The organism is Ammoniphilus soli (assembly GCF_040813775.1).
Genome location: NZ_JBEGDL010000031.1, coordinates 1 through 21,081, shown reverse-complemented (window position 1 = coordinate 21,081; position 21,081 = coordinate 1). Strand labels below are relative to the sequence as shown.

Sequence of the window (21,081 nt, the reverse complement as noted above, 5' to 3'; positions counted from 1 at the left end):
TTTCCACATACGTTTTATCAATTAACTTCCTCGATAGACCTGATAGCCCCACGGAGAAACAAGCAAAGGCACATGATAGTGCGACGATGAATCATGAATACCGATCCGCACCGACACCTTATCCAAAAACGGAGGATCAGGAAGTGATAGCCCCTTTTTCCGGTAATAGTCACCAATATAAAAGAGTAATTCATACTCCCCTGACCGCATATCACGTAAAACCAGCAGAGGTTGATCCAATCGGCCATCCGCATTGGTTGCTGCCGTGTTCAGCAAATGTCTTGCTGCTCCTTCCAAACGGTAGAGTTCGATGACAACCTCTGAGGCAGGATGCCCATGCGTCAAATCCAATATATGTGTCGTAAGTCCCTTCATACAGTCAACATCCTTCTTTAAATGATTTGATCTTCTAATCGGAAACGGGCAAATCGATAGATTTCGGATAAAGCCTGATTGAATTCTTGCTCCTTCGAATTCTTCAATCGAGCTTGCATCGATTGAAGAATATCATCTTTGGTTTTTCCGCGAACAGCCAAAATAAAGGGAAAACCGAACCGGTCGACATATCCTTTATTCATCTCCAGCAATTGCTCAATTCTGCATCCGATAGCTGATTCAAACCGGCATTTTTCTGTTCCGCTTGGGAAAATGAACTCATGGTTTTTCGCGCTCCCAAATGGGGGTGGGCTTGAATCAGATTTAGCTTTTCTTCCTCACTCGCTGCTTTAACAACAGCAACCATCTGTCTATAAAGATCCTCGCGGGAGTCAAAAGGACGCAACTCCCCTGCCCGTTGGGCTACCCAAGGAGAGTGTTCGAATATGCCTCCCAGCTCTTCCACAAACTCAGATAACGGTATTTCGTTTAACGCATTCGCAGTAACCATCTTTTATGTCCCCTTTCGTTTTATCGTTGTTCTTAAGCGTGCAAGGCTTCAGTTTCCTCATGCTGGAGAGATGCCGGAGCAAGAATACTACGGAAGTTAAAAAATAGATTCACAAAGATCGCCGTCAGACTTCCCGTAATCACTCCATCGCTCACGATGATCCGCAAGGCTGGAGGCAATTGGTTGAATAGCTCAGGTACAACGGTGGCACCGAGTCCCAACGAAATCGAGCAGGCAATAATAAGCGCATTGTATTGATTGCTGTAATCTACCGAGCTCAGCATTTTGATCCCTGAGAACAACGACCATGCCAAACAGCACAAAGGTAGCTCCGCCAAGCACTGGCGCAGGGATGCCATATTGCGATCCGATAGCAATCATAGGCGACAAGGCAACAAACGAAGCACCCAAGACTACGGGCAAGCCAATGCCGGAATATTTGTTTTTCCATGCCTGCAATAAGGTCGCGATGCCGAAGGTTAAGAGGTCAATAGCGACCAAGTAAGCTAATTGCTCCGGACTGAGATTTAGCGCTCTCCCTACCAGCAGCGGAACAAGAATTGCCCCAGCATACATAGCCATAACGTGCTGAAAGCCTAACGAGAATATTTTTACATTCATCTGAACTCCCCCTTCATTTTGTATATAAAAAAGCCGCAGAAATAGCAGGGATCCCCTCCTAAATCTACGGCTCCTAAATCACGTTGAACGAAATTTAAGCTCCTGAATCTTAAAGCAAGTCCGTGAAGAAAACATGATAAATCAAGATTTCTCCAACAAGAAAAAAATTAGACTTCAAACGGTTGTTCCAGATACACTACCGTACAAGCATGCTGACTTTCAGGATCGTAGTCCTTAAAAATCGTGGTGACCTTCAGCCCGAACTGATTCTCGAACTTTTCTTTTAAGCGACGTTTATATTCCATCGCTAAAGCCCCATCGACGGATAATGTCAGTTCAGGATATCTCCCGCTTAATACCGAAATCAGAGGCGAGCGTTTCGTCTGAGCAAAAATGACGATGCGGTTATCCGCAATGTCATTTTTTTGCTTACTGACCCCCGCGCTATAAATCTCTTGGTTGACCTCATTGTATAATTGCGATAATTGCTTTTTAAAGGAAGCATTCACTTGGGTTCACCTATTGTTTAACATTCTTATAAACTTATAATACGAAAACCATTGCCCTCTTTCGCTTTTTGTGTCAGAAAATTTAACATACTATTATTAACTCACATGAGGCAGAATGACCCCTCCGTAAACAAAAGCAGAAATAATAATAAGCGCCGGATGAATCTTCCATTTCGTTAAACCGAAGAAAGAAAGGAGCGCGATCCCTAAGGTTTGCCATATTCCTATAGAAACGATAGAGTCCTCTACCATTTGCCACGTTAATAGGAGCATCATGATCGCAATGACAGGCTGCACTAATAAAGCCATTCCTTTTACAGGGAGAGATTCCCGATGCCGCTGAATGATCTTCAGCAAAACAATGAGGGCGAAGGCCGATGGAAATACGGTAGCAAATAAAGCAATAAAAAAACCGCCCCACCCGAGAACATCATATCCAACATAGGCAGCAATTTTGGTTGCGATCGGCCCCGGAAGCGCATTCCCCAAAGCCAGCATATTAGAAAACTCGGTATTGCTCAGCCAGTGATAGCGATTTACGATTTCTTCGTACATAAGCGGAATGGAGGCAGGCCCCCCGCCATAGCCAAGGACATTGGCAAGAAAAAACCCTAAAAATAAGCCAACCCAAATCATCATGCGGATATCCCCTTCTCTTTCGAGTTTTTGCGTTGGAATTTTTTCTTCCATTTGAAATGGAAAGCACCATAAGCCAGAAATAGGATAATGACGACAGCCGGGTGAAGGGACATCGTCTGAAGCATGAAAAAGGAAAGACCAAAAAGCAGGAAACCCAATAATTTGCCCAGCCCCTTTACCGCTTTCTCGCCAAATTCATAAGCCATCTGACCGAGCATAACGGCAATGACAGGCATTACGGCGGAAATCATGCCTGAAACGATAACCGAATAACTAAGTACATGAACCAAAGAAAGCAGGGCAACCATAGCCAGGCACGTAGGCATGATATGTGCCGCTATGCCAGAAATGGCCCCCATGGTACCCTTTAGCTTATAGCCCAAATACGCGGCCATTTTGGTAGCAATCGGGCCAGGCAGCGCATTAGCAATCGCCAAAACTTCTCCGAATTCATCATCTTCCAGCCAGCGGTATCGGGTAACCGCCTCATACCGAATGAGCGGAATCACTGAAGGTCCCCCGCCGAATCCGAGTATCCCCGTGCGAAACATAGCCAATATGAGTTCTTTATATGAAGCTCCCACTTCTTCCCCTCCTGATGGTCATCATCTGCCAAAAAGAAAGAGTGCACTCATCAAGGCCACGCTTAGAAGACCTCTTGAGTCACCCCTTTTTTCTGCTTATGACGTTACCTCTATTGCGTTCGCATGATAGACATCCAATGCAGCCTGAACAGCTTGACCTGCCTGGATTTTTGCCCCATGGCGCAGAAGCACGGCTTCGAGCGCACCTAAAACATGGAGCACGTTTTTCTTCCGGCAGCTGTAGCCCATCGTGCCGATCCGCCAAATCTTCCCTTTTAAGGGGCCGAAAGAACTTGCGATTTCGATATCGAAATCATGCAATAACATGGAACGAACCGATTCCCCATCCATTCCGTCCGGGATCGCAACGCAAGTGACGACAGGGAGTTTGCAGGCAGGGTCGCCGTACAATTCCAATCCCATCGCTTGAATTCCGCGAACAAGCGCTTTTTCGTGCAGTTTGTGCCTCGCAAAACGTCTCTCCAGCCCTTCTTCCAAGACAATCCGCAACCCTTCCCGCAGCGCATAAAGCATCGAGGTGGCTTCGGTATGGTGATTTAAGCGGGCAGGACCCCAATAATCCATCAGCTGGCTTAAATCGAAGTAGTTGCTTCGGATGACCCGGGGCTGCACCATCCTTTTCAGTCCAGGTTCGACTAACCCTTGTTCAATCTTTTTCCGTTCCAAGAGAAGCGCCTCAACACGGGAGTTAAAGGTGATCGGCGCCATCCCGGACGGTACGGACAAGCATTTTTGGGTTCCGCCGATCGCTGCATCAATCTTCCACTCATCGACCTTCACTTCCGCCCCCCCTATGGAGGCGACCGCATCAACCACAAAGAGAACGTCGCGTTCCCGGCAAGCTTCGCCTATTTCCTTTAAGGGCTGCATACATCCTGTAGAGGTTTCCCCATGCACCATCGCCACAATTTTGGGCTGAACGCGATCGATTTCGCGAATGACATCCTGCGGATGGAAAACCGTTCCCCATTCCGTTTCGATGTTGTAGATTTCCGCTCCGTACCGTTCTGCAATCTCTGTAAGAAGATGGCCAAACCGGCCGTAAATGGGCACAAGAACCCGGTCACCCGGTTCAATGATACTGGCTAGCACCGCCTCGATCCCGGAGCGCGATGTTCCATCGACAGGAAATGCCCAGTGGTTATTCGTCTGGAACAGCTCACGGATCATTTCCATCGTTTCGTTCATCATGTGCGTAAATTCAGGATCGAACTGTCCAAGGATCGGCGTTGCCATCGCCCGAAGCACGCGCGGTTCAGCTTCCACCGGACCAGGAGTCATAATCGTCCGGGTTGACGTATTGAGTTCTCTGTATTTCATTTATTCTTCCTCCTTTGTATAACCTAACTGGTAAAGAAACTCAATCAGAACTTGTACGCCAGCTGCCAAATCTTCTTTTGACGTATATTCTGCAGGGTTATGACTGATCCCGCGGTGACTCGGCACGAAAATCAGCGAAGTGGGGTAATGCGGAGCCATGATTTGAGCATCATGCCCCGCTCCGCTTGGCATCAATTTATAAGGCAAGTCCTGTTGCCGACAAATCGCTTCAACTCGGCGTACCAGCGATCCATCCATTTCCACAGGACGAGCATCCAGATGCTTTTCCACCTTGAGTTGAAGCCCCCGGGAGTGAGCGATGGTCCGGCATGCTTCCAGCGCCTCTTCACAGAAAGCATCCATCACGTCTCCTTGCGGATGGCGGATATCCAAGGTGAACGTTGCCTTATTGGGAATGACGTTGGATACATTCGGTTCCACTTCGATCTTTCCCACCGTCGCGACCAATGGGGCACCGACCCGATCTGCAGCATCCATGATCGCCAAAATCATTTGGCTAGATCCCCGCAAAGCATCCTTGCGCCAAGCCATGGGTGTCGTGCCTGCATGATTGGCTTCCCCAGTGCACTCGATCGTATACCGTTTTTGTCCCACGATCTGCTCCACAATTCCGATCGGCACTTGTTCCCGCTCCAGGATAGCCCCTTGTTCGATGTGAAGTTCAACAAAGGACAGGATGTCCTCCCGCCGGGCGTCCCGGTATTTCCCCAAACCGAAACCAGCCTCTCTCATCGCCTCCACGAAGGGAATTTCCCCCGCATCCCGGATCTGCGTGATTTTATCCATCGGAGCCGTCCCCGTAATATTGGTTGATCCCCAAAACGTCAACGGAAACCGGCTTCCTTCCTCTTCGCACAAGGAAACTACTTCAATATTCCTTACAGGAGCCCCGTATGTTTCTTTCAAATAACGCAGCGCCCATAAACCGGCGAGAATTCCGAACGCCCCATCATATTTACCGCCGCACTTGACTGTATCGACATGCGATCCGGTGAGAATGGTACCTGCCTCAGGGTCGCCCGAAGCAAGTCTGCCATATAAATTCCCTACTTCATCATAGTAGGTTGTAAGGCCGCTTTCTTTCATCTTCTGTTCCAGTGCCTGCTGAGCCCCTGTCCAGGATGACGTATACAAAAGCCGCGTCACGCCACCTTCCGGATCCGCTCCGTAACCCGCTAACCACTGTACCATTTCTTCCATTTGCTGATGGAGATCCGGTATGTTCATCCGTGTGTCCCCCTTTTTATCTCGTGTCAACTTTCCTGATCTCTTATGGGAGTTCAAGTGATATTTCTATTGTAGTGAATCCTTTTTTAGAAGTCATTGTGTGCATTGAATAAAATTTCGCCATTTGATGGTGCGTAGTGTACAATTACTATGTTATATTTGTTAACATCAACAACTTGATTGGGGTGATAGTTATGAAAATGGCCGATGTGATTCATATGCCTCTTCTTAAACATGCCAAACTCGCTGCCGGGCACCTCGGCATGACCAGAAGAGTAGAAAGCGTCAATATGATGGATGCTCCTGACATCATTCATTATTTAAAGCCAAATGAATTATTGTTAACCACCGCTTTTGCCATTAAAGAATCACCGAATGACTTGCTGGAATTAGTCCAACAGATGGCAATCAAGGGATGTGCAGGGTTAGGAATTAAAACGAAACGTTTCATTTCCGAGATCCCTTCCTCTGTCCTTGAATTGGCTAATGATTTAGCCTTCCCCATTATTGAAATCCCGCTTGATTCTCCTTTAGGAGAATTAACGACACAAATTCTCAGTTATATCTTGGAAAAAAGAACCGATGAATTGCGCTATGCGATGGAAACCCACCAAACGTTTTCCCGCATCGTCATGGAGGGGAAAGGAATGCCGGGGGTCATGAACAGATTAAGCGCGCTAATTGAACAACCGGTCTTTCTTCTTGATCACCGGGGACAGGTGCTGGCTGAATCGCGTCCAACGCCATCCCTCTCCCAAGACGAACGAAAGAGGATCACGGATCTTTTGGTATCGATTCGCTCGCATCGGGTCTCCTATTTCTCTCTTTTAGCCACGAAAGAGCCGGTAAGCGCCTTTCCCTTTGAAATCTATCAAGAACAGCAAGGATATTTAGTCGTTCTTGGGACCATGCTGGATGATCCTTTTTCCGTTCTAGCCGTGGAACAGGCAGCGAATGTTGTACGGTTTGAATTTATGAAGCAGCACGCGCTGGAAGAGAGCCTAAGGCGGATTAAAAATGAGTTTTTTGCTGATTTTCTGGATGGGCAGATTACTTCAGAGGAAGAGATTATGAACCGCGGAAAACATTATGGCCTGCAAAAAAGACAAGCTTACAAATGTATCGTAGCGGAGATCGACGATAGCTCGGAAATCTACAGCAAAAAGTTTGTTCATCGGGAAGAAGCCATCAGCCGATTTAAGGATCAAGTTTACGAATATTTGGATGATCTGTTTTACCGACTAGAGAAGCCATATATCTTGTTTACGAAAGGTCATTATTTTGTGCTCCTGATCCCCGTTGCAGCAGCACAGGCCACTCAAGAAACCGAAGAACAAGACTGGAACAGCATCCTGCGGAACCTTCAGGATCAGCTTTATGAGGAGTTGGACGTGAGCCTATCTTTTGGAATCGGCAATTATGCCGAACAATTGATGGATATTCCGCCATGTTTCCACAAAGCCCTGGAGGCCTTGCGGTCCGGATACCAATCCAAGAAAACGCGATTTATCCAATCCTACCGCGTTAAGGAGCTGGCCGAATTGCTGCGCATGATTCCCTATAAGAATTTAAAGCAATTCTATGACAATACTCTTAAAGGTCTTGCGGACTCTACCGATCGGGAGCATATGGACTTAATTCAAACCATCGCCGTCTATTTAGAGAATAATTGCTTGATTACGGAAACGGCCAAACAGCTCTATATACATCGAAACACCGTTTCCTACCGGCTGAACAAATGCGAGGAGATTCTCGGCAGGAGTTTAAAAGATCCGAATGAGGTGCTGAAATTGAGGATCGCTCTCATGGTCCGTTCTCTGCTTCAGACTTAACCACAACCACTTTTGTTCAAAGTGCACAATATATGATCCTAATTTTATTTCCGTTATACAATGACTTCCTATCTCTCAACCACTAATATTAATCTTAGATAATGATGTGAATTAACCTCACATGGAAGGTGTGTAAAAGAGATGAACAAAGATTGGGGAGCTTTTGTCTGTAAAGAGCTTGTGGTGGAACCTACCCGTTCAGGAACACTTGACGGTTTGTCATTTGCCGTAAAGGACGTATTTGACATTCAAGGATATACTTCCGGTGCGGGTAATCCGGATTGGCTGCGAACGCACGGTCCCGCTGTCCGCCATGCCGTAAGCATCGAGCGGTTGCTGAGCCATGGGGCTCGTCTAACCGGAACCTCACATACCGACGAACTCATGTACAGCTTGGATGGGGAAAATGAGCATTATGGTACCCCTATCAATCCTAAGGCGCCAGAACGCATTCCCGGCGGATCATCCAGCGGTTCGGCTGTGGCCGTTTCTGCCGGTTTGGTCGATTTCGCTCTAGCTACGGATACAGGGGGATCCGTTCGGATTCCTTCCAGTTATTGCGGGATATATGGATTCCGCCCTACTCACGGTCTGGTCGATATCAGCGGAGTCATCCCCTTAGCCCCCAGTTTTGATACAGTAGGCTGGATGACAAGAGACGCAAAGACACTTCTTGATGTCGGGAAGGTATTACTGGACGTCCACCCCACCGACAAAACCGATTTTAAGCGTATGTATTTTGCCGAGGATGCTTGGTCCATCGTCGATGAAGAGTGCCGAGATGCTTGGTCAGCATCCCTGCCGATCTTCAAAAATAAAATAAAGGAGTGCAAAGGGATCACCTTAGCCTCCGTCGGATTAGCCGAGTGGATGGACAGCTTCCGGATTTTGCAGGGCTTGGAAATCTGGGAGACCCATGGAAATTGGATCAAGCAGACGAAACCGCGATTCGGAACTCATATCGGCAAACGCTTCTCGTCGGCAAGTCAGTTGCAGGCAAACGAAAGCCAGGCCCCCTTGCGCATGAGGCAGAATATCAGGGATCAACTGTCCGAACTATTGGACAATCATGGACTTTTAGTCATTCCGACGGCACCAGGGATTGCCCCGCTGAAGGGCATGTCTGGAAATGAAGTAGATCTTCGGCGGGCTAGAACCTTACAGCTCTGCTGCATTGCCGGACTTGCCGGATTACCGCAGGTGACTGTGCCTCTAGCTGCTGCACAGGGTTCTCCCGTCGGATTGTCCATTATCGCAGGACATGGCCAAGATAAAAAACTTCTTGAATGGGTCTATCACCTATTAGGAGAATAAAACAATAGGAAGAGGTAAATGCTTTGAAATTAGCCACCATTCAAATCGGAGGGAAGGAACGTACTTCTCTCGTCACAGAAAGCGGTCTTGTTTTAATAGAGACAATCAATCAAGCGGATAACAAAAATTGGGATACCTATCTTTATGATATATTGCAAAAAGACCAGCTAGGAGACATCAATAACTGGTATCAGGCAGAGGGGAAAAAACGCCTGAGAGAACTTCCCGCTATACCCCATAGTGACGTGACATACGCTCCTCTGTACCGCTATCCCCGGAAAATAGTAGGGGTGGGCTTTAACTATGTCGAGGATCCTTCCCTATTCGCTTCCATCCCCAAAAATGAAGAGCCTGTCAGTTTCATGAAGCCTGATACCAGTCTGATTGGCCCGTTCGACTCGATATGCATCCCGGCTCAATCCGAGAAAACAACAGCGGAGGCGGAGTTGGCCATCATTATCGGGAAACGCTGCAAACAGGTCCCGGAATCCCAAGCAGCAGATGTTGTCGCCGGTTTCACAACTTCATTGGATATGACCGCAGCCGATCTTCATCAAAAAAATCCGCGATTCTTAACGCGTTCGAAAAGTTTCGATACCTTCTTTAGCTTCGGGCCCCATTTCCTGACTACGGACGAATTCCCCAACCTTATGGATGTCGCAGTCAGTACCGTATTGAATGGGGAAGTCCATAAGCGCAACGTCGTATCCAATATGCTCTACCGCCCATGGTTCATCGTCTCTTTCTTTTCGCAAGTCATGACCTTGCTTCCGGGGGACATAATTATGACCGGAACACCCGGGCCTGCTGTCATTCGGGATGGGGACGTCGTGGAGTGCCGCATTGATGGATTTGAACCTCTTGTAAATCCAGTCCAAAACAGCTTGTAATTAAGGAGGAATAACAATGGCAGATCGACCATCAGGTTATCTTAAACAAACCCGTTCCGTAGTGCATGCGAAAAATGGAATGGTTGTCACCAGTCATCCCCTGGCGGCCATGGCCGGATTGCAAATCCTGCAGCAAGGGGGAAATGCCTTTGATGCAGCCGTCGCAACCGCTTCTGTGCTATGCGCCGTAGAGCCCATGATGACGGGTTTGGGCGGCGACATGTTCGCCCTCATCTATGATGCCAAAAAGCGAGAGGTCAAAGGCCTGAACGCGAGCGGACACGCTCCGCAAGCGGCAACCCTCGATTTTTTTGAGCAAAATGGCTTCACAAGCATTCCCTCTACTGGCATACTGTCATCAACCGTGCCAGGAGTTGTCGATGGTTGGTCACAGCTTCTTCAAAGTTACGGAACCCTTACCTTTAAAGAAGTATTGGCTCCAGCCATTCGTTATGCCGAAGAAGGATACCCTATACCGGAAATGGTAGCCTACTACTGGAAAAAAGCTGAACAGCTCCTTTTGCAGTCCGAAGAAGCCACTAGAAAATACTTAATCGACGGAAAAGCTCCAAAGGAAGGAACGCTATTTAAACAACCCGACTTGGCTTGGTCCCTCAAACAAATCGCAAAGGATGGAAGGGATGCCTTCTATCAGGGCGGGATTGCCGATAAAATCGATGAATTCATGAAGAATCATCACGGATTGCTGCGAAAAGAAGACCTGAAAGAACATCGTTCCCGGTGGGTCACACCGATATCGACCAATTACCACGGCTACGAAGTTTTGGAAATTCCCCCGAACGGTCAAGGTCTTGTCGTCCTTCAAATGCTGAATATACTTGAGAATTACGATCTGAAAGCCATTGGCCATAACTCCCCGGAGTATGTCCGGCTGTTTATCGAAGCCAAAAAATTAGCTTATGCGGATCGAGACCGATATATTGCTGATTCCGAATTTGCAGACATCCCCATTGACCGTCTGCTTTCTAAGGAGTATGCGAAAGAATTGGCGGATCTGATCCAATCCGGACAGAAGATAAGCCAATCGGGCGTAGAACTGGGCGGAGATACCGTCTATTTAACCGTCGCAGATAAAGAAGGAAACGTAGCCTCAGTGACCAATAGCATCTTTAGCCTATTCGGAAGCGGCGTGCTCATACCCAATACGGGGATATTCATGCATAACCGCGGTTCTTTGTTCTCTTTGGATCGGAACCATCCCAATGCGCTACAACCCGGCAAACGTCCGTTTCATACCATCATCCCGGGATTGGTGCTGAAAGACCAGAAACCCTTGATCTCTTTTGGCGTGATGGGTGCCGACATGCAGCCGCAAGGGCAAGTCCAAACACTCGTAAACATGATCGATTTTGGCATGAATGTCCAAGCGGCAGGAGATGCCCCCCGCTTCCGCCATTATAACCATGGAATTTTCCTGGAATCGGAAATCAGCCAAAAGATCCGCCAAGAGCTTTCCGAGCAAGGCTATACGCTTTTGGAACAGTCTGATGGCGATGATTTTGTCGTTGGGGGTTACCAAGGAATTTTCATCGATCCGGAAACCGGCTTGTTTAAAGGCGGATCTGATCCGAGAAAAGATGGATGTGCAATAGGATTCTAGTTGGTATTACAAGCGGGGCTACCGAATGCGAAAAATACTTTGGATAGCCCGCAAACTTATCGAAAGATAAGGACGCAAAGCCAACAGGTCTAAGGTTCCTAACTATGACGGTGGGTTGCCGAAAGGAGAAGATGAATGTCTTATATAGTTCTTTGTATTGCTATTTTATCGGCTATGGTCTTAAGTTTTTTGGTTGGACTTAAAGAATGATTATTCCAGTACAAAAATATTACGGTTTTTATTAAGAAATCTATTCTATTGATCGGAAAAAAGGAGAATCTTGATCGCTGTTTTTCCGATCCTTTTTAACCAAATTAAGAGAATTTCATCTCATTAGAAACTTGGTAATGAATCTACTGCATCAGCCAAATCTTGATAGCTATCCTTTAAATACCTGGAAATCGTCGCAATATTACTATGCCCAGCCAGTCTCCTCACCTTCTCAATATCATTAACCGTTGCTTTCAACATCCATTTGCAGAAGGTATGCCGAAACTTATGAGGAGTAAGCTTCTTTTTCGGGGTACTATAGTTTTCAATCATCATCTGTATCCCTCGAATCGAAAACTTGGGGGGATCGTTAACTATAGAAAACATAAAGAGAATCAGTGACATGTTCTTTTTTGTTGGTTTCCAATCGAAACTTCAACCAATCGTGCAGCTCGTGGAGTAACGTATTGGAAATCGGAATGGTCCGCACTTTGTTCCCCTTACACAGTACTTGAATCCTCTTCATCTCAAAATCAAGGTCCGTCAACTTTGAATAATTCCTCCACTCGCAGTCCAGCATATGTCAGAAGATAAACCACCGCTCGATCGCGATGATACTTTTCTTCGGAGTCTACCCCTCGACTTTTCACCGGTGTTCTCGCATCCGGTTTAAAAGATCCTGAAACTCCTCTTCGGTCAACCACATGATCTTTTTCATGATCCTCATCAGCTGATTTTAAATCCTCAATATCATGCATGGGATTATGCTTAACCTTTTTATTCCGCTGCACCCAATCATAAAAGCTGCGCAGTGTATTTAATCGGCGATTGATCGTGGTATTGGCCAAAGGCTGACCTTCTTCCGGTCGGATCAACTAGCTGATCCATTTTCGAACATCAGTCTCTGTCACATAATCGTTAGGTTGAATGCCAAGGTCGTCTAGAAATTTATGTAAGTCATTCATGTACGACTCCGTCGCTCTCGGTTCAAATACAATATTAATAAGTCAGTACCTGACCAATTTTGTAACTGAACTTAAGATAAACTTGTATTTAAGATTAATAGAAAATTAGAGCTGATCTTAGGATCGATAGATAGGCCTTCACTGTTCGATTACAATATCATGTTTTTCACACCATTCAATGACCAATTCCTTGATCTTGTTTTCACTGTATTCATACCATTGTTTTTCAACACCATGCTCTCGGATTAAAAGAAAATTTATTTGTCGCTATCCCGTTAAATAGAAGACTATTTCTCTAGATTTCTTGTAAATCACTATTTGTGTAATTTTTTTGCTTGTTGTAGAAGTTGAGTTGTAAAGCGACCGGGATAGAGAAGATCTAATGCTTTAGAAGTGGAGTGGTGAAAAAGCTCAGAAAACATACCTCCCAATCCATACTGACTAAAGATTTTATGACCGATAACATACGGAATCTCCTCTTCTTCTAGTTTGAGTTGATCATGTATTAACCATTCCAGCGCCTCCCTTGCATGTTTCAATCCTTCCGATCCGTTCCAAAATCCATTGCGTACCGAACCAAATTGCCATGGTTTAAATAAGCCGGGGTAAGTCGCATCAATTGCAGCAAAGGGTGAACCTTTGAAGACCATCTTTAGCATGGAGGGTAGTCCATGTTTTTCGAAATGATCATAACGAATGTGTCTAGGCAACTCATGAAGTGGAATTTTACATTTTTCTTCAACCAGCCACTTGACTGCTTGAAGTGCGTGCGTGCGTCCTCTCTCTCCTTTCCAATATCCATTTGGCGTTTGTCCGATCTCCCATGGTTGACCAGCCCAGAGGCCGGCATCTTGAATTGCTTTCCAAGTGGAACCTTCATAAACCGTGTCCAATACACCATCCAAATGGTACCTTTCAAAAGCCTTTGTAGTTACTTTGCGAAGATCAGATGTTGTATAATGTAATTTTTCAATGATCAACCATCTTACAGCTCGTCTCGCCATCAGTCTTCCGTTTTGTCCGGTAAACAGATGGCGGCGAGCACGAACTAATTCCCATGGCTGAAATTCACCTGGATAGGCATTATCAATCACATTAAAAACGGAGTCTTCAAAATACGTCTTTACCATCCCGGCTAGGCGGTATGTTTCAAACACTCCACGGCAAAGGTATAAACAAATTGATTTCCGATTCCAGCGTAATTTCTCTTGTATGATGTATCGGGTAATCATGCTTGCATATCGTCTTCCTTGGTCTCCAACAAAAAAATGGGGAGGGAAAGCATGTCGACGACGGCTTAGAATCTCTTCGTAAAGTTGTATGATATCTTCTTTAAAATCCTTCATCATTTTTTCCTTACATTTATCCATATTTGTTTTAAGTAACCAATCCTACTACCGTTTCTAGAAACAAAAAAGGAAAACCAAACGAACTCTTCGCTATCTTATATGGGATAGCTGTTTTATAGATAAGAGTTTTAAAACCTTGACACGGCCCGCTATCGCCTTGATCTCTCAAAAAATGCGATACATCAAGGTTTTGTGGGCTATCATGCTCGCAACGCCGTGTTATTGTTAAAGACCTATCTAATCCAACCCCAGATGAAACAGCGAGGAAGCAAAAGACAGGACTCAAAAGAAAACCAAACATTTTCCAACCGGTGTTCGCACAGATCCTCACCTACTGAAAGAATTCTATCACCCAACTGGAAACCCATATCAAAGCACCGAGGGAAAGATTAAAAACACCTAAAAATCTCGCTGCTTTTTGCTCCTTTTTCATTTCTGACATCCTATAGGCTTTGACGTCAAAATATAAAACCAATCCTCCTGTTCCTAGAAGTAAAAATATGACGTATTGGAGATATCCAATGGTGATGCCCGCAATCGTCACGCTTATCCCTCCTTCTACTGTGCTTTCATCCCTACACGTCGAATACTAATGTTTACCTGACTCTCAAAGGTTGCCTCCTTATACATTTCCCGCCACTTTTCTTTGGTTTTAATGTGTTCATTCCAATAATCCGGATGCTTGGCCCGTACATATTCTCCAAAGCCAAAGATGTCGGATCCTTTTTCCTGCGTTTGTTTGATGAGTTTGGCTTGGGATTTTTCCTGCTTTTCAGCGATTTCCTTTTCGATTTTAGCAATCATCCCCGGTTTATTCACATCAAACTGTTCATTGGACTTTTCCACAATGTCTGCTTCAATATGAACCTGGATGTTGAAGTGTGGCCGTCCATTCCTGATCTCTGAACGAATCTTGGCCTTGCGACTGGTTCCCTGGGTCATAATGGCCCCTGGGCTTGGATCTTCCGGCACCGTTATAAGAACGGAATATCCCGCCGTTTCCACACCGAGCAATTGCATCACAATTGCAATCTGTAACGGTTCGGTTCTTCCTACCATTTTGTCTCCGCGAAAGTAAGCCAGACCTTGGACGAAAATGTTATCTTCCTTGACCTCGATATAGGGCAAGAACGGTTCTCTTCCGTGAGCCGATGAGGCACTCCAAAAAAGTCCGAGAAAGGAAGGGGGCAATTTCCCCAGTTTCACCGACTGGTTCATCGTTTCCATTAAGTATAAAGTGGGGATCCGTTCTAAAGGAGGAACCGTCAACATGGCTTTGTCTGCATCCCCTTGGGAAACCATCATCCATACGGTTCTTCGGATCTCTGAATTGCGGCGGAAGTAGTCATTGATATTTTGAACCCCTTTTTTAGCAATCTCCTCACTGATCACGACCACCCGCAAATGACCAATGAACAGCCGGTAAGCGATTTGCTGCTGTAACACCATGATTGCATCATCTATGGTGTCTCCCACCGCATGCAGCACCCACACCGGCTTCTTTTGTCCTCCCCCTCCGCCTCCCCCCTCACCAGGTCCTAAAGGGATGCGCCCTTGGATCGCTATCTGGGCCGTTAAACGGATTTTCCCTGTGGTCGGTTTCGGGAAATCTTCTTTCAGATGCGTCACCTTCTTCTCTTCTTTTACCTCTTCCTCCCCAGCCGTATCAATGGCCATTCCCAAAATGACGGCTCGTTCCTCAATTTCTAAGCGATCCCAACATCCTGTCAGAAACGGAAAAATGAGGACAAGTACACACCACACTTGGATTGTTTTCTTCCATAGGTTACTCACGCTCGTTCCCCCTTTTTTCGAATCAAGGTGACCGTGACCAATTGAGCGGGGTAGACAACTTGGTAAAGGCATGTTCGGCCGATAAATTGAATAATGAGGCCCATCTCAAGTACGTTTTGTGGAATCCTAGCAAATACTAAAACAAAAGACAAACAAGATGATTGACCATGATCATTCACCTTACCGTAATAAGCATCGCCTACTAAAGGAAGCCCATCATCCAATTGGAAACCTATCAATGCACCAAATGAAAAATTAAAAACACCTAGAAATCTCGCCGATTTTGTGCTCTTTTTCCATTTTCAACATTCTATATGCTCCCATGTCCAAATATAAAATCAAACCTCCTGTTCCTAGAAGTAAAATATGACGTATTGGAGATATCCAATGGTGATGCCCGCGATCCTCACTTATCCCTCCTGCTATTCCGATTTCATCCCTACACGTCGGATACTCACGCTAACCTGGCTGTCGAAGGTTACATCCTTATACATTTCCCTCCATTTTTCTTCTGTTTTGATGTGTTCATTCCAGTATTCCGGATGCTTCGCCCGTACATATTCACCAAAACCAAAGATATCAGACTCTTTTTCCTGCGTTTGTCTGATGAGTTTAGCTTGGGATTTTTCCGACCTTTCGGACATTTCCTTTTCGATTTTGGCAATCATCCCCGGTTTATTCACATCAAATTGTTCATTTGACTTTTCCATTAAGTCCCCTTCAATATGCACATTAATTTTGTAGTGTGGCCGTCCATTCTTGATCACTGAACGAATCTTGGCCGTTCTTCTCTTACCCTGGAACATAACTGCCCCTGGACTAGGTTCTTCGGGTACGGGGATTAGGACGGAATAACCCGCGGTTTCCACACCGATCAACTGCATCACGGTCGCAATCTGTAACGGCTCGGTTCTACCTACCATCTTGTCCCCGCGAAAATAAGCCAGACCTTGAACAAAAATGTTATCTTTTTGCACCTCGATATAGGGTAAGAACGGTTCTCTTCCGTGAGCCGATGAGGCACTCCAAAAAAGTCCCAGAAAGGCAGGCGGTAATTTCCCCAGTTTTACAGCCTGGTTCATGGTTTCTGTCAAGTACAGGGTGGGGATCCGTTCTAAAGGTGGAGCCGTCAGCATGGCTTTGTCCGCATCTCCTTTAGAAACCATCATCCATACGGTTCTTCGGATCTCTGAATTGCGGCGGAAGTAGTCATTGATATTTTGGACCCCTTTTTTAGCAATCTCCTCACTAATCACGACCACCCGCAAATGGCCAATGAATAGCCGGTAAGCGATTTGCTGCTGTAACACCATGATCACATCATCTATGGTGTCTCCCACCGCATGCAGCACCCACACCGGCTTCTCTTGTCCGCCTCCCCCCTCAGCAGGTCCTAAAGGGATGCGCCCTTGGATCGCTATCTGGGCCGTTAAACGGATTTTCCCTGTGGTCGGTTTCGGGAAATCTTCTTTCAGATGGGTCACCTTCTTCTCTTCTTTTACCTCTTCCTCCCTGGCCGTATCAATGGCCATTCCCAAAACAACAGCTCGTTCCTCAATTTCCAAGCGATCCCAACATCCGGTCAGAAACGGAAAGGGGAGGAGTAGGGCACAGCACAACTTAACCAGTTTTTTTACCCACGGGCTGTTGCTCACGCCGATCCCCCCTTTTATTTCGAATGAAGGCTACCGTGAGTAATAGAGCGGGGTAAGCTATCGTAATCCAAAGCCCTGTTCGGCCGATAAATTGAATAATCCGGTACAACTCGATCACATTTTGCGGGATCATGGCAATGACAAAAACAAAAGGTAAAATGAAGATAGAGAACATCTTATGGTCCCGTAATTTAAACAATTTGCTTATAGAATGAACCGTTAAGAAATAACTAGAAAAAAGGGTTGTAAAAACGGCTGTAACCCATACGATCAAAAATACCGCATCCAAACGCTCCAGGATCGCGGCAGGCAAAGCGGTTGTTCGGGCTAATTCTAGTGTCGGCCAAAGCAGAAGTTTAACTTCTTCCGGCCCAAACACGGCAACGGTGGCCATGACGATCACCAGATAGAGACTGGAGGCGATGGCCATGCCCCAAAAGGCTGCCTTCATGGCTCTTTCCGGTCGTCGCATCCCCGGGATGACTACAGTAAAAATGAAGGTGCCTTGAAATAAGGCAGATACGGTGAGCAAACCTGTCCACATTCCCTGGGGGTTATTTCCTGTAATGGGCAGAAGATTCAGCACATTAGCGTTTTTTAAGGATAAAACTACGATTAATAATGCTGGCGCCAAAACCAGAGGAAAATAAAAATGGTGAATGTAAGCAAAAACCGTAAGGTTATTTCGGGTGGAGACGGCAGCTAAAAGCAGCATCACGATGACGGTTACTTCCAAAGGAGTCCGCCGCAATACGGCCGTAATGACAACTTCACCAAATTCCCGTGAAGCTAAGGCGGTTAAGATGGCAAAAAAGCTAATAATCAACACACTTCCAATACGTCCCAACCATTTGCCGAGTATGTCCTCACTGTATTCGATCATGGTTTGGTTGGGAAAACGCATACCCAGTATGGTAATCAAGGATAACCCTATAAAGGCCAGTCCAATACCTAACACCGTCACCAACGAAGCCCCCGTATCCGCTGCCTGCACAGCAAAACGAGGTAGAGGCAGGATCCCCACCCCAATGATGGTACTAATCAGAATCGCGGCGCCCTGGATCACGGTGATCTGTCGAGGATACTCCATCGGCTTCATTCCACCTTTCATTTCCTACTTTAAGCGGATCGAGGGTATTGCTGGGCGGTTGTTTGATCTGTTCCACGTCACTTCCTAAGCGATATTTGTTCGGCGGATGTAATTGGCCAGGCCTTTTCGGCATCCACCATAACGGAGCCCGCATCACGGTATCCTTCATTCCTTGAAAGTCACCGGGCACAATGGGGCTCAGATAAGGAACACCAAACGACTTTAGGGAAAGCATATGATTAATGATTAGAATCAACCCAATCATGACCCCATACAAACCAAAGATTCCGGCTAAGATAATGAGTGGAAACCGCAGCATACGCAAGGCAATGGCAGCATTATACGCCGGTGTAGCAAAGGAACCGATCGTGGTCAAGGCGATAACGACGACCGTAATGGGGCTGGCAAACCCAGCAGACACCGCGGCCTGCCCGACGACTAGAACACCCACAATGGACAAAGCACCCCCGACTTGCTGCGGCAAACGAAGGGTCGCTTCACGGAGGACTTCCATGGATATTTCCATGACTAATACTTCGATGACGGCTGGGAATGGAACGCCAGCTCTTCCCCCTGCTACCGCCACAGCAAACTCCGTAGGGATCAATTCGGGATTAAAGGAAATCACTGATACATACAGGGAAGAGAAAACAAGAGAAAACAAGATGGCCACAAGCCGAACTAACCGAACCAGGCTTCCCATCAAAAATCGTTCGGAGTAATCATCCATTGTCTGGTAAAACTGACTAAACACAGCCGGTACGATTAAGCCCATGGGAGATCCATCCACCATAATCAATACACGCCCCTCTAAAATCGAGGCAATCGCTTTATCCGGACGTTCCGTAAACTGCACCTGCGGAAAGGGGGAGAATTTATGGTCTTCGATAAATTGTTCTATGTAACCGGAATCGAGGATGCCATCAATATCAATTGCCGAAAGGCGATTCATCACTTCTTCTACCAGTGCCGGGTTAACATTGCCTTCAAGGTAACAAATGGCTACCTTGGACTTGATTTGCCGTCCAATTTTGATCGATTTCACACGAAAATTAGGAGTTTGCAAACGATATCGCATCAATGCAATATTGGTTCCCAATTGTTCGATAAACCCTTCTCGTGCCCCGCGTATAACCTGTTCGGTTTGGGGTTGTTCAACCGAACGCTTTTCGATTTTACGGGAACTGATTCGAAAGGCATGGTCCAACCCTTCAATGACGACAACGGTCTCCCCACTTAAGACGGCCTCCACGATGTTATTTAAATTGTTTTCCAGTTTTCCTTCGCTATGGTAAAGACAATCTTTCAATAGAACTTCTTTTAATTGATGAGTTTCTATTTTCTGGTTTTCTAAGTGTGGAGGTCCGTACATCAATGGCTTTAAAATATCCGTGTTGGTAATCGCTTGATCCACCATATTCGATATGTACAGCATCGCGGCAGAATGTTGACCCAACACGTCGAAACGGCGTACGACAAAATCATCATTCGGGCCCAATAAATTCTCCACGTATTGGATTGTGTTTTTCAAACACCGACTGATTTTATCATGCTTGTGTTCCTCCATGATTTGGTCAGGTACCTGAGAACTGGCGTTTGTTTGTTGCTCCTGCCTTTTTTTATCTTTCAACCAACGCCAAACCTTCATCGTTTAAGCTCCTATATATAAATAAATTTAAATATGATCTGAACACCTGCTTTTCATTATTAACTTTCCTATCGATTTTAAAACCACAATTTCATTTTTTATTCATGATCTATTGTTCCAGGGCCTAATAGGTTTGTGAAAACCAAAAAGCCGATTTTCCTTCAAGATAAAAGAAGAATATCGGCTTTTTTTACCTTACGATTTCCACAATTAATCTAATATCTGTATTAGAAAGAAAGATGATTTGGATCTAGTTTGTTTTTTCAATCATCATCCATCTTTCTATGATCATTTTCAAAATAAATCCTAACCCTACACCAAGCAACATAAAAAGAATGGAGAGAAAAACAGAACTTAAAAGGAAACCAAGCATTTGAAATGTCGGAGAGAAAATAACGCCAATCGTTCCCATATAAGCGGAGAAAACAAACGGAAGGAAGGAGTACGGGGATGCTCCCCCACCTGCGTCACGGTAAGCATCCCATATCGACAAAGAGTATATTCCAAATATTTTTACAATATTTTTCACTATGTTACTACTCTTACGAAAGTATTAGTATTGATTATGGAAAGACAGCGATAACTGCTAGATGGTTACACTTATATTTGCCAACTACTTGTTTAACTCCTCTTCCATCTGGGATAGACCATACAATCGCATTTGCTGTTTAACTCCCTCGATCGACTTGTTCCCTCTGGTTGCTTTTTCTAACCACAGCAGAAGAGACAATTTACGAGAGGCTAACGTTTATAAGAGAGGTGATTGGATTATTAAAAACTACAAGCACATGACTTGAAGATTGACAAGTGTAATTAAGAAAGGGTGAATTATTTGAAAAAAGATAATACCGTTTTAATTGCTTCGCTTATCTTGACATCTATTTT

19 protein-coding genes, 3 pseudogenes and 1 riboswitch are annotated in these 21,081 nt (G+C 45.6%); of the genes and pseudogenes, 4 read left to right on the top strand and 18 right to left on the bottom strand.

The genetic code is table 11. The annotated features are described in order from the left end of the window. Window positions 1–21 precede the first annotated feature (21 nt). From uraH to allC, 9 genes and pseudogenes are all read right to left on the bottom strand, one after another. Window positions 22–375, bottom strand: coding sequence for a hydroxyisourate hydrolase (gene uraH, locus ABLT31_RS30875; protein ID WP_367758943.1), 354 nt, complete (start codon window positions 373–375; stop codon window positions 22–24). Between the two features lie 17 nt (window positions 376–392). Beyond that, window positions 393–886, bottom strand: a pseudogene (uraD, locus tag ABLT31_RS30870) (2-oxo-4-hydroxy-4-carboxy-5-ureidoimidazoline decarboxylase). A gap of 32 nt (window positions 887–918) precedes the next feature. Further along, a complete protein-coding gene (locus ABLT31_RS39085) occupies window positions 919–1,107 on the bottom strand; it encodes a hypothetical protein (protein WP_462976557.1) in 189 nt (62 codons plus the stop codon). 124 nt (window positions 1,108–1,231) lie between these two features. Beyond that, window positions 1,232–1,507 (bottom strand): annotated as a pseudogene (locus tag ABLT31_RS39080) (solute carrier family 23 protein); the annotation flags it as partial. Window positions 1,508–1,674: 167 nt separating this feature from the next. Then, window positions 1,675–2,016 carry a Na-translocating system protein MpsC family protein gene (locus ABLT31_RS30860; protein ID WP_367758941.1) on the bottom strand — a complete coding sequence of 114 codons (342 nt, stop codon included), beginning with the start codon at window positions 2,014–2,016 and terminating at the stop codon, window positions 1,675–1,677. Window positions 2,017–2,112: 96 nt separating this feature from the next. Continuing rightward, window positions 2,113–2,655: a chromate transporter gene (locus ABLT31_RS30855; protein ID WP_367758939.1), complete on the bottom strand. Its 543-nt coding sequence runs from the start codon at window positions 2,653–2,655 to the stop codon at window positions 2,113–2,115. Continuing rightward, the gene (locus tag ABLT31_RS30850) at window positions 2,652–3,239 is read right to left on the bottom strand and encodes a chromate transporter (protein WP_367758937.1); all 588 of its coding nucleotides are present in this window, start codon (window positions 3,237–3,239) and stop codon (window positions 2,652–2,654) included. The genes ABLT31_RS30855 and ABLT31_RS30850 overlap by 4 nt, the downstream gene beginning before the upstream one ends. Window positions 3,240–3,335: 96 nt before the next feature. Continuing rightward, entirely contained in the window at window positions 3,336–4,580 is a 1,245-nt protein-coding gene (locus ABLT31_RS30845; RefSeq protein ID WP_367758935.1) for a pyridoxal-phosphate-dependent aminotransferase family protein, read from the bottom strand. Continuing rightward, complete coding sequence (gene allC / locus ABLT31_RS30840; RefSeq protein WP_367758933.1) at window positions 4,581–5,828, bottom strand: allantoate deiminase; 1,248 nt, start codon at window positions 5,826–5,828, stop codon at window positions 4,581–4,583. A 194-nt stretch (window positions 5,829–6,022) separates the two neighbouring features. On the opposite strand from allC, the gene ABLT31_RS30835 reads away from it, so the two are divergent. The 4 genes from ABLT31_RS30835 to ggt all read left to right on the top strand — a co-directional run bounded on the left by ABLT31_RS30835 (window position 6,023) and on the right by ggt (window position 11,485). Then, complete coding sequence (locus ABLT31_RS30835; protein WP_367758931.1) at window positions 6,023–7,660, top strand: PucR family transcriptional regulator; 1,638 nt, start codon at window positions 6,023–6,025, stop codon at window positions 7,658–7,660. Between the two features lie 141 nt (window positions 7,661–7,801). After that, the gene (locus ABLT31_RS30830) at window positions 7,802–8,974 is read left to right on the top strand and encodes an amidase (RefSeq protein ID WP_367758929.1); all 1,173 of its coding nucleotides are present in this window, start codon (window positions 7,802–7,804) and stop codon (window positions 8,972–8,974) included. Window positions 8,975–8,997: 23 nt separating this feature from the next. Continuing rightward, a complete protein-coding gene (locus ABLT31_RS30825; RefSeq protein ID WP_367758927.1) occupies window positions 8,998–9,864 on the top strand; it encodes a fumarylacetoacetate hydrolase family protein in 867 nt (288 codons plus the stop codon). Between the two features lie 16 nt (window positions 9,865–9,880). Next, window positions 9,881–11,485 (top strand): gamma-glutamyltransferase, encoded by a 1,605-nt coding sequence (gene ggt / locus ABLT31_RS30820; protein WP_367758925.1) that lies wholly within the window; start codon window positions 9,881–9,883, stop codon window positions 11,483–11,485. A 39-nt stretch (window positions 11,486–11,524) separates the two neighbouring features. Further along, window positions 11,525–11,608, top strand: a riboswitch (cyclic di-GMP riboswitch). Window positions 11,609–11,818: 210 nt separating this feature from the next. On the opposite strand, the pseudogene ABLT31_RS30815 reads toward ggt, so the two are convergent. From ABLT31_RS30815 to ABLT31_RS30775, 9 genes and pseudogenes are all read right to left on the bottom strand, one after another. Beyond that, window positions 11,819–12,699, bottom strand: a pseudogene (locus ABLT31_RS30815) (tyrosine-type recombinase/integrase). 275 nt (window positions 12,700–12,974) lie between these two features. Next, complete coding sequence (locus ABLT31_RS30810; RefSeq protein ID WP_367758923.1) at window positions 12,975–14,006, bottom strand: hypothetical protein; 1,032 nt, start codon at window positions 14,004–14,006, stop codon at window positions 12,975–12,977. 334 nt (window positions 14,007–14,340) lie between these two features. Then, window positions 14,341–14,553 (bottom strand): CLC_0170 family protein, encoded by a 213-nt coding sequence (locus tag ABLT31_RS30805; RefSeq protein WP_367758921.1) that lies wholly within the window; start codon window positions 14,551–14,553, stop codon window positions 14,341–14,343. A 14-nt stretch (window positions 14,554–14,567) separates the two neighbouring features. Next, window positions 14,568–15,803, bottom strand: coding sequence for a Ger(x)C family spore germination protein (locus ABLT31_RS30800; RefSeq protein WP_367758919.1), 1,236 nt, complete (start codon window positions 15,801–15,803; stop codon window positions 14,568–14,570). Beyond that, on the bottom strand, window positions 15,800–16,042 hold the full coding sequence (locus ABLT31_RS30795) for a hypothetical protein (RefSeq protein ID WP_367758917.1): 243 nt from the start codon (window positions 16,040–16,042) through the stop codon (window positions 15,800–15,802). The genes ABLT31_RS30800 and ABLT31_RS30795 overlap by 4 nt, the downstream gene beginning before the upstream one ends. Before the next feature lie 183 nt (window positions 16,043–16,225). Beyond that, the gene (locus ABLT31_RS30790; RefSeq protein WP_367758915.1) at window positions 16,226–17,458 is read right to left on the bottom strand and encodes a Ger(x)C family spore germination protein; all 1,233 of its coding nucleotides are present in this window, start codon (window positions 17,456–17,458) and stop codon (window positions 16,226–16,228) included. Then, a complete protein-coding gene (locus ABLT31_RS30785; protein WP_367758913.1) occupies window positions 17,424–18,548 on the bottom strand; it encodes a GerAB/ArcD/ProY family transporter in 1,125 nt (374 codons plus the stop codon). Before ABLT31_RS30785 ends, ABLT31_RS30790 begins: the two co-directional genes overlap by 35 nt. Beyond that, window positions 18,496–20,196, bottom strand: coding sequence for a spore germination protein (locus ABLT31_RS30780; protein ID WP_462976555.1), 1,701 nt, complete (start codon window positions 20,194–20,196; stop codon window positions 18,496–18,498). Before ABLT31_RS30780 ends, ABLT31_RS30785 begins: the two co-directional genes overlap by 53 nt. Window positions 20,197–20,446: 250 nt before the next feature. Further along, on the bottom strand, window positions 20,447–20,725 hold the full coding sequence (locus ABLT31_RS30775) for a hypothetical protein (protein WP_367758911.1): 279 nt from the start codon (window positions 20,723–20,725) through the stop codon (window positions 20,447–20,449). Window positions 20,726–21,081 lie beyond the last annotated feature (356 nt).